This is a genomic window from Novosphingobium profundi (assembly GCF_020524485.1).
Classification (GTDB): domain Bacteria; phylum Pseudomonadota; class Alphaproteobacteria; order Sphingomonadales; family Sphingomonadaceae; genus Novosphingobium; species Novosphingobium profundi_A.
This window is the reverse complement of the sequence record NZ_JAIVLF010000001.1, coordinates 1,334,255-1,349,420: the sequence shown is the minus strand read 5'-3', so window position 1 is coordinate 1,349,420 and position 15,166 is coordinate 1,334,255. Positions and strand designations below refer to the sequence as shown.

Annotated in this window: 11 protein-coding genes; 4 read left to right on the top strand and 7 right to left on the bottom strand. The window is 65.8% G+C overall.

Features of this window, described 5'->3' with window-relative positions:
• Position 1 precedes the first annotated feature (1 nt).
• Together LC060_RS05915 and LC060_RS05910 are read right to left on the bottom strand one after the other, a co-directional pair.
• A complete protein-coding gene (locus LC060_RS05915) occupies positions 2–3,193 on the bottom strand; it encodes an efflux RND transporter permease subunit (RefSeq protein ID WP_226633440.1) in 3,192 nt (1,063 codons plus the stop codon).
• A gap of 6 nt (positions 3,194–3,199) precedes the next feature.
• Positions 3,200–4,384: an efflux RND transporter periplasmic adaptor subunit gene (locus LC060_RS05910; RefSeq protein ID WP_226633439.1), complete on the bottom strand. Its 1,185-nt coding sequence runs from the start codon at positions 4,382–4,384 to the stop codon at positions 3,200–3,202.
• Between the two features lie 32 nt (positions 4,385–4,416).
• Here LC060_RS05910 and LC060_RS05905 point away from each other — a divergent pair, with 32 nt between their 5' ends.
• Together LC060_RS05905 and LC060_RS05900 are read left to right on the top strand one after the other, a co-directional pair.
• Positions 4,417–5,097, top strand: coding sequence for a TetR/AcrR family transcriptional regulator (locus LC060_RS05905; RefSeq protein WP_226633438.1), 681 nt, complete (start codon positions 4,417–4,419; stop codon positions 5,095–5,097).
• 102 nt (positions 5,098–5,199) lie between these two features.
• On the top strand, positions 5,200–5,589 hold the full coding sequence (locus tag LC060_RS05900; protein WP_226633437.1) for a hypothetical protein: 390 nt from the start codon (positions 5,200–5,202) through the stop codon (positions 5,587–5,589).
• 221 nt (positions 5,590–5,810) lie between these two features.
• Here LC060_RS05900 and LC060_RS05895 read toward each other — a convergent pair whose 3' ends face one another.
• The 4 genes from LC060_RS05895 to LC060_RS05880 form a co-directional block, all read right to left on the bottom strand.
• A complete protein-coding gene (locus LC060_RS05895) occupies positions 5,811–6,152 on the bottom strand; it encodes a hypothetical protein (protein WP_226633436.1) in 342 nt (113 codons plus the stop codon).
• Positions 6,153–6,259: 107 nt separating this feature from the next.
• The gene (locus LC060_RS05890) at positions 6,260–7,732 is read right to left on the bottom strand and encodes an efflux transporter outer membrane subunit (protein WP_226633435.1); all 1,473 of its coding nucleotides are present in this window, start codon (positions 7,730–7,732) and stop codon (positions 6,260–6,262) included.
• On the bottom strand, positions 7,732–8,904 hold the full coding sequence (locus LC060_RS05885; protein WP_226633434.1) for an HlyD family secretion protein: 1,173 nt from the start codon (positions 8,902–8,904) through the stop codon (positions 7,732–7,734). Before LC060_RS05885 ends, LC060_RS05890 begins: the two co-directional genes overlap by 1 nt.
• A gap of 53 nt (positions 8,905–8,957) precedes the next feature.
• Positions 8,958–10,568 (bottom strand): MFS transporter, encoded by a 1,611-nt coding sequence (locus tag LC060_RS05880; protein ID WP_226633433.1) that lies wholly within the window; start codon positions 10,566–10,568, stop codon positions 8,958–8,960.
• 371 nt (positions 10,569–10,939) lie between these two features.
• Between LC060_RS05880 and LC060_RS05875 the strand changes: the two genes are divergently transcribed.
• The gene (locus tag LC060_RS05875; protein ID WP_226633643.1) at positions 10,940–12,880 is read left to right on the top strand and encodes a BCCT family transporter; all 1,941 of its coding nucleotides are present in this window, start codon (positions 10,940–10,942) and stop codon (positions 12,878–12,880) included.
• A 27-nt stretch (positions 12,881–12,907) separates the two neighbouring features.
• On the opposite strand, the gene LC060_RS05870 is transcribed toward LC060_RS05875, so the two are convergent.
• Complete coding sequence (locus LC060_RS05870) at positions 12,908–13,804, bottom strand: LysR family transcriptional regulator (RefSeq protein ID WP_226633432.1); 897 nt, start codon at positions 13,802–13,804, stop codon at positions 12,908–12,910.
• Between the two features lie 123 nt (positions 13,805–13,927).
• On the opposite strand from LC060_RS05870, the gene LC060_RS05865 reads away from it, so the two are divergent.
• Positions 13,928–15,136, top strand: coding sequence for an MFS transporter (locus LC060_RS05865; protein WP_226633431.1), 1,209 nt, complete (start codon positions 13,928–13,930; stop codon positions 15,134–15,136).
• Positions 15,137–15,166: the final 30 nt, after the last annotated feature.

The window sequence follows — 15,166 nt, the reverse complement described above, 5'->3', positions numbered from 1 at the left end:
CTCAGTTGCCCTCCGGGGCCTGGCTGCCCGAGGCAGCGCCCTGGTTCGCTTCGTTGCCTTCATCCTGCGAGGTCTCGTTGTCGCGGCCATGTCCGAAGAGATGGCTGACGACCACGAAGAACATCGGCACGAAGAAGATCGCGAGGACGGTCGCGGTGAACATGCCGCCCACGACCGCACGGCCGATGGCGTTCTGTCCGCCCGCACCCGCGCCCGAGGAGATCGCAAGCGGGATCACGCCGATGCCGAAGGCCAGCGAGGTCATCAGGATTGGACGCAGACGCAGCCTGGCCGCCTCGATGGCCGCGCTGAAGGCATCCATGCCCGACTGCACGCGCTCCTCGGCGAACTCAATGATGAGGATCGCGTTCTTGGCCGAGACACCGATCGTGGTGATGATGCCCACCTGCAGGTAGATGTCGTTGTTGAGCCCGGTCAGCCAGGCAGCTCCCAGCGCGCCGAGCACGCCGAGCGGAACCACGAGGATCACCGCGATCGGCACCGACCAGCTTTCATAGAGCGCGGCAAGGCACAGGAACACGACCGCCAGCGAGAGCGCATAGAGTGCCGGCGCCTGGCCTGCCCCCATGCGTTCCTCATAGGAAAGGCCAGTCCAGTCGAGGCTCGTCCCCGGCGGAAGCTGGGCGTGGAGTTCCTCCATCTTGGCCATGGCATCACCCGTACTCAGACCCTCGGCCGGAACGCCCTGGAGTTCCATCGCAGGCCGCCCGTTGTAGCGGGTGAGCATGGTCGGTGCATTGCGCCAGGACACATCCGAGAACGCCGAATAGGGGCTCATCTGGCCATCGGCCCCGCGCACGTAGAACGAATCCAGGTCATCGGCCGAATCGCGGTATTCCTCCTGCGCCTGCAGGTAGACGCGCTTGGTGCGGCCCCGATCAAGGAAGTCGTTGACGTAGGCCCCGCCCCAGGCGGTCGAGATCTCGGTGTTGATGGTGCCCAAGTCCAGGCCCAGCGCGCTGGCCTTGTCCTGGTCGACATCGACCTTGAGCTGCGGCGCATCGTCGAGGCTGACGGGCATGACCTGCATGATCGCCGGATCGGCCATCGCCGCGCCCATCAGCTGGTTGCGCGCCGCGCGCAGCTTCTCGTGGCCGATGCCATCAGTGTCGGTCAGCCACACGTCGAAGCCGGCGGCATTGCCCAGTTCCGAGACGGCGGGCGGGATCAGCGCGAAGATGGTGGCGTCGCGGTACTGACCCAGTGCCCCCATGGCGCGGCCGACGATGGCCTGCGCCGCGTTCTCGCTGCCCGAACGCTCTTCCCAGTCCTTCAGGCGCACGAAGGCGATGGCCGTGTTCTGGCCGCGGCCCATGAACGAGAAGCCCGAAATCGTGAACACCGCCTGGACGTTGTCCTTCTCGTCTTCGAGGAAGTGGCGACGCACTTCCTTGAGCGCTTCCTCGGTGCGCGGCAGGGTCGAGCCCGGAGGCGCCATGACCTGGGTCAGGACGACGCCCTGGTCCTCGTCCGGAAGGAAGCCTCCGGGAAGACGGAAGAAGATGAGGCCCACACCCGCAACCAGCAGAAGGTAGAGGAGGCCCGAACGCTTCCAGCTGCGCGCGGTGCGCTTGACGCCCTTCTCATAGCGGTCCGTACCGCGATCGAAGGTCTCGTTGAACCAGCGGAAGAAGCGCGCCAGCAGGCCATTGCCTTCCAGCTTGGACGGATCGTGGGGTTTGAGGATCGTGGCGCACAGCGCCGGGGTCAGGATCAGCGCAACCAGCACCGAGAGCACCATCGAGGAGACGATGGTGAGCGAGAACTGGCGGAAGATGACGCCGGTGGAACCGCTCTGGAAGGCCATCGGCAGGAACACCGCGGACAGCACCATGGCAATACCGATCAGCGCGCCGCTGATCTCGTCCATGGACTTTCGCGCCGCGTCCTTGGGCGAGAGGTGCTCGGTCTGGATCAGACGTTCGACGTTCTCGACCACGACGATGGCGTCGTCGACGAGGAGACCGATTGCCAGCACCATGCCGAACAAGGTGAGCTGGTTGATGGTGTAGCCCATCCCCGCCATGATCCCGAAAGTACCCAGAAGGACGACCGGAACCGCGATGGTCGGGATCAGGGTCGCGCGCCAGTTCTGCAGGAACAGGAACATGACGAGGAAGACGAGCACGACCGCCTCGACGAGCGTGTGGATCACCTGCTCGACCGAGAGACGCACGAACGGCGTGGTGTCGTAAGGGTAGACGACCTTCACGTCAGGCGGGAAGCCTTCGGAGATGCGCGAAACCTCTTCCTTGACCGCCTCGACCGTGTCGAGCGCGTTCGCCCCCGAGGCCAGGCGCACACCGAAGCCCGAGGCAGGCTTGCCGTTGTACTGGACGTCGAAGCCGTAGGTATCCGCGCCCAGCTCGGTGCGCGCGACATCGCTCAGACGCACGACACCGCCGCCCGCGTTGGTGGCCAGGCGGATGTTGTCGAATTCGTCGGGCGAGGTCAGGCGCGACTGGACCGAGACGGTCGCGTTGAGCTGCTGCTCCTTGGAGGCCGGCAGCTGGCCGATCTGGCCTGCCGAAACCTGCGCGTTCTGGGCCTCGATCGCGGCGCGCACGTCGCCCATGGTGAGGTTGTAGCTGCGCAGCTTGAGCGGATCGACCCAGACGCGCATCGCGTACTGGGTGCCGAAGACCATGAGCTCACCCACGCCGTTGATGCGGCTGACCGGGTCCTGGACCTGGCTGACGACGTAGTCCGAAAGGTCGTTGGCGCTGTGGCTGCCGTCTTCGGAATAGAGGCCGACGACAACCAGGAAGCTCGCCGCCGACTTGGCGACGGTCACGCCCTGGCGCTGCACCGGCTGAGGCAGCAGCGACTGCGCGGCCTGCAGCTTGTTCTGCACCTGGACCTGCGCGATGTCGGGGTCGGTGCCCTGCTCGAAGGTCAGCGTAATCGTCACCGCACCCGCCGAGGAGGACTGCGAGGAGAAGTAGCGCAGGTTATCGATGCCCTTGAGCTGCTGCTCGATGATCTGCGTGGTCGTCTGCTCCAGCGTGTCCGCATCCGCGCCCGGATAGGTCGCGTTGATGGTGACCGTGGGCGGCGCGATCTCGGGGAACTGCGAGACCGGAAGGCTGCGGATCGCGAGGATGCCGAACATCATCGCGACAATGGCGATGACCCATGCGAAGATGGGTCTGTCGATGAAATAGCGTGCCATGTGGGATCAACGCCCCTCGGACGGATTTTCAGCTTCGGTCGAGGGAGCCTCGACCTCCTTGCCCGAGCGGTCGCCGACTTCGCCCGGCTTCATCAGCTGCGGCGTGACGGTCGCGCCCGGACGCGCGTTCTGCTGGCCCGAGACGACGATCTTCTCGCCTTCCTTGAGGCCGCCCGTGACCAACCAGTTGGTGCCTGCGGTGCGGTCGGTCTCGATCACGCGCTGCGAAACCTTGCCGTCCTTGCCGACGACCAGGACAACGGGCTGGCCCTTTTCATCGCGCTGCACCGCGCGCTGGGGGACCAGCAGGCCATCGGCCTTGGTGCCTTCCACGAAGCTTGCGCGCACGTACATGCCCGGAAGCAGGAGGCCCTGCTTGTTGGGGAATACCGCGCGGATGACCTGGCTACCCGTGCTGGGATCGACGGTCACGTCAGTGAACTTGAGGCGCCCCTCGGCCGGATAGGTGCTGCCATCCTCCAGCGTCAGGTTGACCTGCGCGGCCGCGCCGTTGCCCGCGAGCTTGCCGGCCAGGATCTCCTGGCGCAGGCGCAGCACGTCGGCGCTCGACTGCTGGATGTCGACATAGATCGGATCGAGGTGCTGGATCGTCGTCAGGGGCTCGGCCTGCGAGGCCGAAACGAGCGCGCCGGTGGTGTAGGTCGAACGTCCGATGCGCCCCGAGATCGGCGCGCGCACGGTGGTACGGGCGAGATCGATCTGCGCGCTGCGCAGCGCGGCCTCCTGGGCCTGGACGGTGGCGCGGGCCTGGGCGGCGGCGGCCTCGGCGTTCTCGGCCTCCTGCTTGGAGATCGCGTTGATCTTGACGAGTTCGCCGTAGCGACGGGCCTGCGCCTCGCTCGCGGCGATCTGCGACCTGGCCTGCGCCAGCGCGGCCCGCGCACTCGCCACCTGCGCCTCATAGGGCGCGGGATCGATCTTGTAGAGCGCCTGGCCGGCGCGCACGTTGTCGCCTTCCTCGAACAGGCGGCGAAGGATCAGCCCGTTGACCTGCGGACGCACGTCCGACGTCTCATAAGCGCTGGTGCGCCCGGGGAGCTCTGCCTGGAGGTCGACCGTCTCGGTGCGCACGGCCATTACGCCAACTTCCGGCGGCTGCGGCTCAGCCTGTTGCGACCCGCCGCCGCACGCCGAAACGAGCAGCCCGAGGATAGGGATCAACTTCTTCATGGTTCGCACCCGATAACGATGATATGCATTGTGTGAGTGATCGTTCACTCACGATTGCACGGGCCACTACTGCAATGCAGCAAAAAGCACAAGCGACGCACGGGATAAAAATGATGGAAGACACCGCCAGCCAACGGACAGCGCGCTGCGACGAGCGCCGCCGCAAGTTGATTGCAACGGCGCGCCGACTGTTCGCGAATCAGGGGTTTCACCTAACCGGCGTATCCCAGATCGCCCGCGAATCGGGCATTGCCGTGGGGCAGATCTACCGCGACTTCGCGAGCAAGGAAGCGGTCATTGCCGCCATCTGCGAGGAGAGCCTGCAGGTCTGGCTCGAGGAAGAGACGCTGAACCAGGCCATCGCCGAAGATGACAAGGCCACCATCGCAGACTGGATCACGCATCTCCTCCAGGAGGAGTACGAGTTCGAGGAAAGGCGCATGCTGATGGAGATCATGGCCGAGTCGGGGCGCAGCGAGAGTATCGCCCAGATCAATGCCTGCATCCTCGGGCGTTTTCGCCCGCAGCTCAATCGCGCCCTTACCTCGATCGCGCCGCATCTGGACGAGAGCGCACGCACGCTCATCATCAATCTGGTGCAGGTGCTGAGTTGGGGGATCGCCGCAGGCGAACAGCTCGACCCGGCGATGGATCGCGCGGCCTTGCGCACCTACGTGACGACACTGGTACGGCGCGAAATCGGTATCGACTAGGCTGCGTGGACAAATTCGGCGCAGGTTGGAACGTCTGAAGTGGGTGGGAAGCGGACATACAAAGATGTAGCGCTTATCCTGTACAATCATTAGCTTGATTACATGATCAAGTATTTCCCAATCGAGAGCAAAGCGCCTTGGGCAGATGCAGATGCAGCGGAACTGGTCTCATTCGATTGGCAACGAGAGACCGCTACATTCGAAATTTGGAATGATGACCGCGTCTTGGAGGTGAGCTTTCTTGGATATGGTGTGATTGTGCGAATGCTGGACGAGTTTCCATTGTCTACGGAAAGCCATCCAGGGGATTGGGCTGGTCTTGTTCCCCACCACTTTGCCTACAGAGTGGAAGGTGACCCTTTTTTCGATGCGCAATCAGAGATTTGGTGTATTTCACAAGGATCGCCTAAGCATTATCGGTTCATTACTGGTTCCGGTTGCCTTGACGTTATTTCAAGCGGTGAACCTGCTTTTGCTCTGATCAGGCGCTGAATGTCCGCAACGGGGCGAAACCCGACGTACGAATTTGTCCACGCCGCCTAGCCCAGCGCAGAAGTGGGTGCAGAGCGGTCCTTGATCCGATCGGCTCGGGCCAACCGCTCCTCCCCCCTAGATTTGCGTGCTTTCCCAGCTTCTAGAAGGACCTTTCTGATAGGGAAGCGCCATAGCCAGCCCGGCGGGTGCAGGACCCTGCCCCGCCGAGGTGCACAGGATCAGTTCACGCGGCGACGGTGCTTGCCGCCGTAGCGCTTGCCGCAATATTCATCGAGTTCGCGCATCTCGCGCGCGGCGGCGCGGGCAATGGCCGCATCACAGGGAAGGTCCGCCGAACCGGACGCTTCGGCCCGGACCGCCTTTTCCGCCCGCGCATCCTCCATCCGCGACTCAACCCGCTCGCGCAGGACCTCGATGTCGGCGCGTGAAAGGATGTTCTTTTCGCGCAGGTAACAGATCATGGTCTGCAAAAGGATCATGGCCTTGTCGCCGCTGTCGACTTCCGCGAAGTCCGTATCGACACAGGTTCCACCCGCAGGCCCACCCTTTCCTTCGATCATTTCAGCACTCTCCGTCATGGTCACGCCGTATTGTTCGTGCGTTTCATGCCGAGGTTACCGATTCTTCCGAAGATTTCCAGCGCGTATATATTTGTATAGCTACCTAACTACTCAGCCTCCTGCGTCAGGTTATTGTGCAGCGCCGCATCGGCGGCCTCCCAGCCACCACCGAGCGCCTTGTAGAGCCGAACCAGCCCTCCCCTGACGGCCGTTTCGGACAGGGCCAGACGGTCCTCGCCCTCCAGCAGGGCCGCCTGCGCCAGGGTGACATCAAGAAGCCCCACCGCGCCTTCGCGGTACATGTCGCGCGCGGCGCCGAGCGCGGTGCGGTCCTGCGCGACTTCACGGGCCAGACGGTCGCGCTGCGCCTGGATATCCGCGTAGGAGACCAGCGCGTTGTCGACATCGTTGAGCGCCTCGACCACCGCCTTCTGGTATACCAGCGCGGCCTCGCGCTGCTCGCTCTCGCGCAGCTCCAGAGTGCCCTTGAGGCGCCCGCCCTGGAAGATCGGCAAGCTGATCACCGGGCCGACACTGAACGCCCGGCTTGCCCACTCGCCGAGATTCTTCGCGTGGAAACCTTCCGTGCCAAAGCGGCCGCCAAGGCTGATCGAGGGATAGAAGGCCGCCACCGCAACGCCGGTCTCGGCCGTTGCGGCATGGAGGCGCTGCTCGGCCTCGCGGATGTCCGGGCGGCGGCGCATGAGTTCTCCGGGCAGGCCGACCGGCACGGTCGGCGGTACCCCCGGCAGCGCGCGCACCGGCGCCAGCTCGGCCTCGAGTTCGCGCGGAGGTTTGGCAAGCAGCGTGCCAAGCGCGTTGATGAGTTGGACACGGCGGCTGTGCAGTTGAGGAAGGCGTGCCGAGATCGCCTCGACCTGCCCCCTCGCCCGCGCGACATCGAGCCGGGTGCCAAGACCATTGGCGAAGCGATCCTCGACCACCGTCAAGGTCCGCTGCGCCGTTTCGAGGTTGTCCTGCGCAATCGCTTCGCGCGCCTGCACGCCGCGCAGCTCCATGTAGCGGGCCGCCAGTTCCCCCACGGCATCGAGCGCGAGCGCGTGGCGCGCCTCGATCACCGCGCCGGTCCGCGCGTCGGCCGCCTCGACGGCGCGGCGCACCTTGCCGAAGAGATCGAGTTCCCACGAAGCGCCCAGTGCATCGGCGAACTCGTTGACTTCCGGGTTCGAGCCCGGGGCCGGCATCAGCTGCGAGAAGAGGCCCTGCGGGCTGCGGCGGGTACGCGCATAGCTTGCCTGTGCGCCCAGCTGCGGGCGTCCCTGCGCCCCTGTCACCCGGCTCTGGGCCTGCGCCTGCTGGATACGCTCGGCGGCGACAGCCAGATCGAGGTTCTGCGCCAGGAGGCGCTCGACCAGCGCCGAGAGCTGCGGGTCCTGGAAGGTCTCCCACCAGCGCCCGTCGACTTCGCCCCCGATCGTCGTACTGAGGGCCTCGGGACGTTCGGCCCACTGCGGCGGGGCTTCGGCCACGGGGCGGGTGTAGTCCGGGCCAACCGTGCAGGCCGAAAGTGCGGCAAGGGAGCTTGCGGCGAGCGCAAGCGCGGCGAGACGACGCGGCATCACTCCACCGCCTCCTTGCCGCCGAAGTAGGCCGTCTGCGCCTCGCCCCCGATGACGTCGGCAAAGTGGGTCTCGATGCGGGTCTCGACCGACATGCCCATGCGCAGGTGGCGCACTTCCGGCTGCCCCGCCGCGAACCGGATCTTGACCGGCAGGCGCTGGACAATCTTGGTGAAGTTGCCGGTCGCATTCTCCGGCCCCACGGGCGAGAACGCCGCGCCGGTCGCCGGGGGCACGCTGTCGACCACGCCGTCGAGGTCAATATCGTAGGCATCGACGTGAATACGCACGTGCTGGCCCGGCGCCACATGCTTGAGCGCAACTTCCCGGTAGTTCGCCTCGACGAAGGTCTCCTCCAGCGGCACGACCGCCATTAGCGCCGAGCCGGGCGCCACGTAGTTGCCGGGCTCGGCCTCGCGCTGGCCGACCATGCCGTCGACCGGGGCGGTGATGCGGGTGTACCCAAGGTCCAGCCTGGCCTGCGCGAGCCGCGCCCGGTCGGCCTTTACGGCCGACAGCGCGGCCTCGCGAGCGGCGCGCAGGACGGCCAATTCGCGGGTCGCGGCCTGGACGGCGGCCCGGGCCTCCTCCACACGCGAGGCCTGCTCGCGCTGGGTCGCGCGCGCCTGCTGCTGGGCCTGGCGCGATCCGGAACCGGAATTGGCGAGGTTGTCGTAGCGCGTGGCGTTGGCATTCGCGAGATCGAGGCGCGCCCCGGCCTGGCGGACCTGCGCCTGCTCCTGAGCGACCAGCGCGGGCTGACGCGCCAGTGCGGCTTCGGCGTTGGCAACCTGCGCAAGATCACGGTCGAGCTGCGCCTGCGCCTCGTCCACCGCCACACGGAAATCGCGATCATCGAGGCGGGCAAGGAGCTGGCCCTTCTTCACCATCTGGTTGTCCTCGACATCGACCGAGACGACCTGGCCAGCGACGCGCGGGGCGATCACGGCGTAGTGCGCGGTGACACGCGCATCGTCGGTGGACACCTCCGAACGCGGCACGAAGAGGCTGAACAGGACGTAGGCAATGAAAGCCAGGATCACGAACCCGCCCGCGTACCAGGGCCAGTGCGGGTGGAGGACGTAGCGATCGTTGTCACCCGGGATGATGATCGAGCCGACGATCCAGGGGCGGCGCGGCCCGCGCTCGGCGGGGGGGAGTGTCTTGGACATATGGGGTTCCAGGAAGTTCGGCGATGGGAGAGAAGAAGAGAACTGCGCGCTGTTCAGGCTGGCACAGGAGCCGGGGCCGATGGCATCCCGGTCCTTGTGGGAGGTGCTTTGCCCGGCGCCGCCTTCACCAGCGCGATGTGCGGTGGATAGGTGCGCACCGGCAGCACGATCAGGACGAGGAGGACGAAACCGGCCAGCCCAGCCAGAAACAGGTACTGGTCGCTTGCCACCATGACCGCCTGCTGGCGCACGATGGCCTCGTGGAAGGCGCCCAGTGCCTCTGTGCTGCGCGGGCTGCCATCTGCGGCCAGCGGCGGGGCGTGGCGCGGGTCGAGCGCGGGGCCACGGATCAGCGCGAAGGCATGGCTCCCGGCCCGCTCGATCAGGCGCGTAGCATGCAGTTCCCCGCGGAAATGCGCGACCAGCTCGAGAAAGCACGTGCCCAGCGCCTGCGCCACCGCGCGCGGCATGTTGATGAGCGGGGAGACCTGCGGCCCCTCCTGGGGCACCACCGCGTTCGTCCCCATCATCAGCAGCGAGACGACGACGAACGCCTGACCCAGGCCCGAGATCGCCTGCCACATGTAGAACTGCTCTCGGTTCCAGGCCGAGGTGAGCTGGCTGCAGCCGATGCAGGCGACAATCACGCAGACGAGGCCAAAGCCGTTCACCCAGCGCGAATCCACCCAGTCCTGCTTCAGCACGTAGACCGCGAGCGGCAGGTAGAGAAACTGGAGCGCGGCGATCTCCAGCATGATCGTGGCGGATTGCAGCGGGCGGTAGCCCTGAACTTCGGCGAGGTAGGCCATCGGCACCGCCGAAGACGACATGCCGATCATGATGAAGCAGAACAGCGTGATGACCGCATAGGCCACGTTGGGCCGCCCGAGCAGGCGCACCCCGATGAGCGGGGCCGGACTGCGCCATTCGTTGAGAACGAAAAGCGGCACCGCCAGCGCGCTCACCAACGCGAGCACGCAGATGAGGGGCGAGTTGAACCAGTCGAGCCTGTTGCCGTGCTCCAGCATCGTGGTCAGCGCGCCCATACCCACGACAACAAGAGCCGTTCCACTCCAGTCGCACTGGCGGATGCGCCCCAGGTTCATCGGGTCCTGCGGCATCCCATGCCACACCAGGAGGCCTGCCAGCGTGCACAGCGGGATCGCTTCCCAGAAGACGAAGCGCCAGTCGACGAACTCGGTCCACAGCGCTGCGACACCCGCGCTGAGATTGGGAAAGAAGGTGGCGGTCAGGGCATAGCAGCACAGCCCCCAGAGCCGGATCGGCGGGGGAAGGAAGCGCAGCGCCGCAGCCATGAGGAGGGGGATCGTGAAACCCTGAGCAAGGCCCTGAAAGATGCGCAGGAGGTAGAGAATTTCGATGTTGGGTGCGAAGGGGATGAGCACGCTGGAAACGAGATTGAGGCCGATCGCGAAGAGCACGATGCGCCGCAACGTCACGACCGTCGACCAGAACGGCGAAAGCGCCATGCCGATCACCATCGCGGTGACGTAGAGGCTCTCGATCCAGGTGCCTGCGTCATGGCCTATGCCCATGGCGCCGCGCACGTCGACAAGGGCAATGGCGCTGACCTGGTCGTTGAATTCGGCCGCCATGGCCGCAACGATCGCGCCCGCCAGGCCCAGCAGGGGTTTCTTGTCCATACCCGCTCAGCCGCGCCCGTCTGCTCCGGGACAGCGGCCGCCACGTCCCACCCGCAGGACTGCGTCCTTCGTGCCATGTACCATGAATTGCACCCAATCTTTCAGTTGATATAAGTCAACTGAAAGATTGGGTTGCTTTTGTCAACCGACAGAGGTGCGTACGTGGAACAGCTGCGTTCCCACCGTAGGCACCGTTCAGCGCACGTCCGGCACGCCCCATTGCCGATTTGTTTCCCGGCGGCGTGCAACAAGTTTCGCGTTCAAAAGTTGCCTCATGCAATCTCAATACGTAGACGATGGCCCTGATGAGCGAAGATACCCCCCCCAATCCGAACGTCAGCGAACTGACAGAACGCCCATCCGGGTTCCGCATGGCGGTAAATCCACCGGTGTTCTTCACCTCCGCGGTGCTGATCCTCGCTTTCGCGCTGGCGGCCGTCCTTGCCCCCAAGCGCGCGGAGCGGATCTTCACCCATGTCCAGGAGTTCCTGGTCCAGAATTTCGGATGGTTCTACATCCTGGCGGTGGCGGGCTTCCTCGTCTTCGTGATCTTCCTGATGCTCAGCCGCCACGGCAACATCAAGCTGGGGCCCGATGACAGCGAGCCGGAATACAGCTACCTGTCCTGGTTCGCGATGCTGTTCAGCGCGGGCATGGGTATCGGCCTCGTTTTTTTCGGGGTCGCTGAACCGATCCAGCACTTCGCCTCGCCGCCAAGCGGCGAGCCGGGAAGCATCGATGCGGCCCGGCGGGCCCTGGTGCTGACCTTCTTCCACTGGGGCGTGCACGCCTGGGCGGTCTACATCGTCGTTGGCCTGGCCCTTGCGTACTTTTCGTTCCGCCGCGGGCTCCCCCTCACCATCCGTTCGGCGCTGTTCCCGCTGATCGGGCGCAAGATCAACGGGCCCATCGGCGATGCCATCGACATCTTCGCGGTACTGGGAACCATGTTCGGTGTGGCGACCTCACTTGGCCTGGGCGTACTTCAGGTCAACGCGGGCTTCAGCTACCTCTTTGGCCTTCCCATCGACACCGCCGTGCAGCTGGTCCTGATCGCGGTCATCACCGCGCTCGCCACGCTCTCGGTCGTCCTTGGCCTCGACAAGGGCGTCAAGCGCTTGTCGGAACTCAACATCATCATGGCCGTGCTGCTGCTGGGCTTCGTGCTCTTTGCCGGCTCGACCGTGTTCCTGCTCCAGGCCTACGTCCAGAACATCGGCGCCTACCTTGGCGCCCTCGTCTCGCGCACCTTCCGGATGTACGCCTATGAGCCCAATCCCTGGCTCGCCGACTGGACGCTGTTCTACTGGGGCTGGTGGATCGCCTGGTCGCCGTTCGTGGGCATGTTCATCGCGCGCATCTCGCGCGGGCGCACCATCCGCGAGTTCGTGGGCGGCGTGCTGCTCGTCCCCGCGCTCTTCACCTTCCTGTGGATGACCGTCTTCGGCAACACTGCCATTTCGCTCGACATGTCGGGTGTGGCTCCGATTGCCGAAACCGTGAAGAACAACATGCCCGTCGCCCTGTTCGAGACGCTGCAGGCCCTGCCTTTCGGCATGATCACCTCGTTCATCGCGACCATCCTCATCGTCACCTTCTTCGTGACCTCGGCGGACTCCGGCGCGCTCGTGATCGACATGATCACCTCGGGCGCGGCGGAAAACCCGCCGGTGTGGCAGCGCGTCTTCTGGGCGGTCTGCGCGGGCGGCATTGCGGCTGCCCTCCTCGTCGCGGGCGGCCTCGACGCGCTGCAGACCGCCGCGATCGCAAGCGCCCTGCCCTTCGCGATCATCATGGTCTTCATGTGCTATGGCTTGCTCAAGGCTCTGAACGGCGAACGTGAGGGCGAGTCGAGCGACCTTTCGGCCTCGCTCACGCCCGCAGCGCCGCGCGCCGAAATCAACTGGCAGCAGCGCCTGGGCCACATCGCCGGTGTCTTCCACCAGGCCGAGATCGACGCCTTCCTAACCGACACCGTCAGCCCCGCGCTCGACGCTGTGGCGGATGAGATGCGCGACAACGGGCTCGTCCCCGAACTCGACGCGGACAAGGGCCATGTGCGCCTGACCGTGGCCCACGGCGATCGCGGAGATTTCGTCTACCAGGTGCGCAGTCGCCCCTATCTCAAGCCGAGCTTCGTCTGGGCCGAGACGCGCAAGTCGCACGATTCGGAACGCCGCCACTTCCGCGCGATGGCGCAGGCCTCCGACGCCAGTGCCCCGCACGATGTCACCGGCTTCTCCCGTGCCCAGGTCATTGACGACCTCCTGACCCGCTACGGCCGCTTCCGGCACCTGCGCCGTATTTCGTAATGCCAGGCGCTGCGCGACCGGGCCGGTTCATCCGCCCCGGTAGTGCAGCGCCTTCACGAATTCGGAGAAGGCAGGCGTGGGCTGGCGGCGGCTCGGGTAGTAGAGCTGGTAGCCCTCGAAAGGCGGCGAATAGTCCTCCAGCACGGCCTCCAGCGCTCCGCTTTCCAGATGCTCGACCGCATGGATGTCGAGCACGCAGCCGATCCCAACCCCATCGAGCGCGGCCTGCATGATCGGGAAGATGCTGTTGAAGATGAGCTGGCCGCCCACGCGCACATCGAGCGCCTGCCCCTGCTCCTCGAACTCCCAGGCGTAGAGCCCCCCATTCGATGTAAAGCGGTAGTTGAGGCAGGCGTGATCGACGAGGTCACGCGGCGTCCGGGGCCTTCCATGCTTCGCGAAGTAGGCAGGCGCGGCAACGGCGAGCATGCGCAGCGGCGGCGAGATCGCGACGCCGATCATGTCCTTTTCGACCACTCCGCCAAGCCGCACGCCCGCATCGGCGCCGCTTGCCACGATGTCGGTGAAGCCGTTGTCGATGGTCACTTCGACGTTGATGTCGGGAAAGCGCGGGAGGAAATCGCGCAGCATGGGCCAGAGGATCTTGTGCGCGGCCAGTTCGTCCGAGTTCACCCGGATGTTTCCCGCCGGCCGGTCACGCAGCTCGGCCAGTTGGGCAATATCGGCCTCGATCCCGTCGAGTTTGGCTCCGACCGAGCCCAGCAGCCGTTCCCCGGCCTCGGTCGGCGAGACACTGCGCGTCGTGCGGTTGAGGAGGCGGATGCCCAGACGCGCCTCCAGCGCCTTCATGCGGTGGCTGAGCGCCGAGGGCGTCACCCCCAGCTGTGCCGCCGCGCGGGTAAAGCTGCGCAGGCGCGCGATGGTCACGAAGGCGACGAAGTCGGACAGGTCATGGCGTTCCATTCCTGAGCCGTACTCATAAAGCATTCAAGAAAACACCCTCTAATTCAATTGCGAGAGATCCCCTAGAGGGCACACTCCCCGACCACGCACGGCACAGACCTGCCCGAACCGGACCTGATAAACATGAATTCCCCGCACACCTCCCCCACCTCGCCACCGCCGTCTGAAAGCCCAGCCCATTGGGGCGCGGTCTATGCGATGGCCCTGTGCAGCTTCGTGCTGGTCGCCTCCGAATTCCTGCCGGTCAGCCTGCTGAGCCCGATGGCCGCCTCGCTTGACCTGACCGAGGGCCAGGCCGGGCAGACCATCGCCGCTTCCGGTCTCTTTGCCGTCATCGCCAGTCTCTCGCTCGGCCGCCTGACCCGCAGCCTGCAGCGCCAGCATGTCCTGCTCGCCCTGACCGCGCTCCTCGTCATCGCGAGCGTGCTGGTCTCGCTTGCCCCCAGCTACGCCGTGCTGATGACCGGCCGTGCCTTCCTGGGCCTTGCTCTGGGCGGCTTCTGGTCGATGTCAGCGGCCGTTTCGATCCGCCTCGTGCCCGATGCCGACGTGCCCAAGGCGCTGGCCATCATCAACGGCGGCAATGCGCTGGCGATGACGCTGGCCGCGCCGCTCGGAAGCCTGCTGGGCGGGTGGATCGGCTGGCGCGGCGCATTCTGGTGCGTTGTCCCACTGGCAGTCATGGCCGTGGCCTGGCAGGCCTTCGCGCTCCCGCGCCTGCAGCCTGACCGCAAGGCCCAGGGCGGAAGCCTGCTCGACCTGCTGCGCCATGCCCCCCTGACCGCGGGCCTCGTGACGGTCGCGCTCCTCTTCATTGGGCAGTTTTCGCTCTTCACCTACCTGCGCCCCTTCCTGGAACAGGTGACCGGCGTAGGCGTCTCGCTGCTCTCCACGCTGCTGCTTGTCGTGGGCGGTTCCGGCTTCGTCGGTACGCTCGTCGTCGGGCGTATCGTCGAGGGGCGCCTCTTTGCCCTGCTGGCCGCGCTTCCTGCGGTCATGGCCGTGGTCGCGCTGGCCCTTGCCCAGTTCGGCGACATGCTGCCTGTTACCATCGCGCTGCTCGCCATCTGGGGCTTTGCCGCGACCTCCGCACCCGTCGCCTGGTGGACCTGGCTGGCCCGCACCGTGCCCGAAGACGCCGAAGCGGGCGGCGGCCTGATGGTCGCGATCATCCAGGTGGCCATTACCCTGGGCGCGACGCTGGGCGGGATCGGCTTCGACACGCTGGGCGCGGTGCACGAATTCATGGTAAGCGCGCTCATCCTCATCCTGGCCGCCGCCGCCGCCATCGCGCTGGCCCGCTTCCAGAAGACCCGCGCAGTGACCGCCTGAACCGCAGGTCCCTTGCAAGGTCGGGGGCGT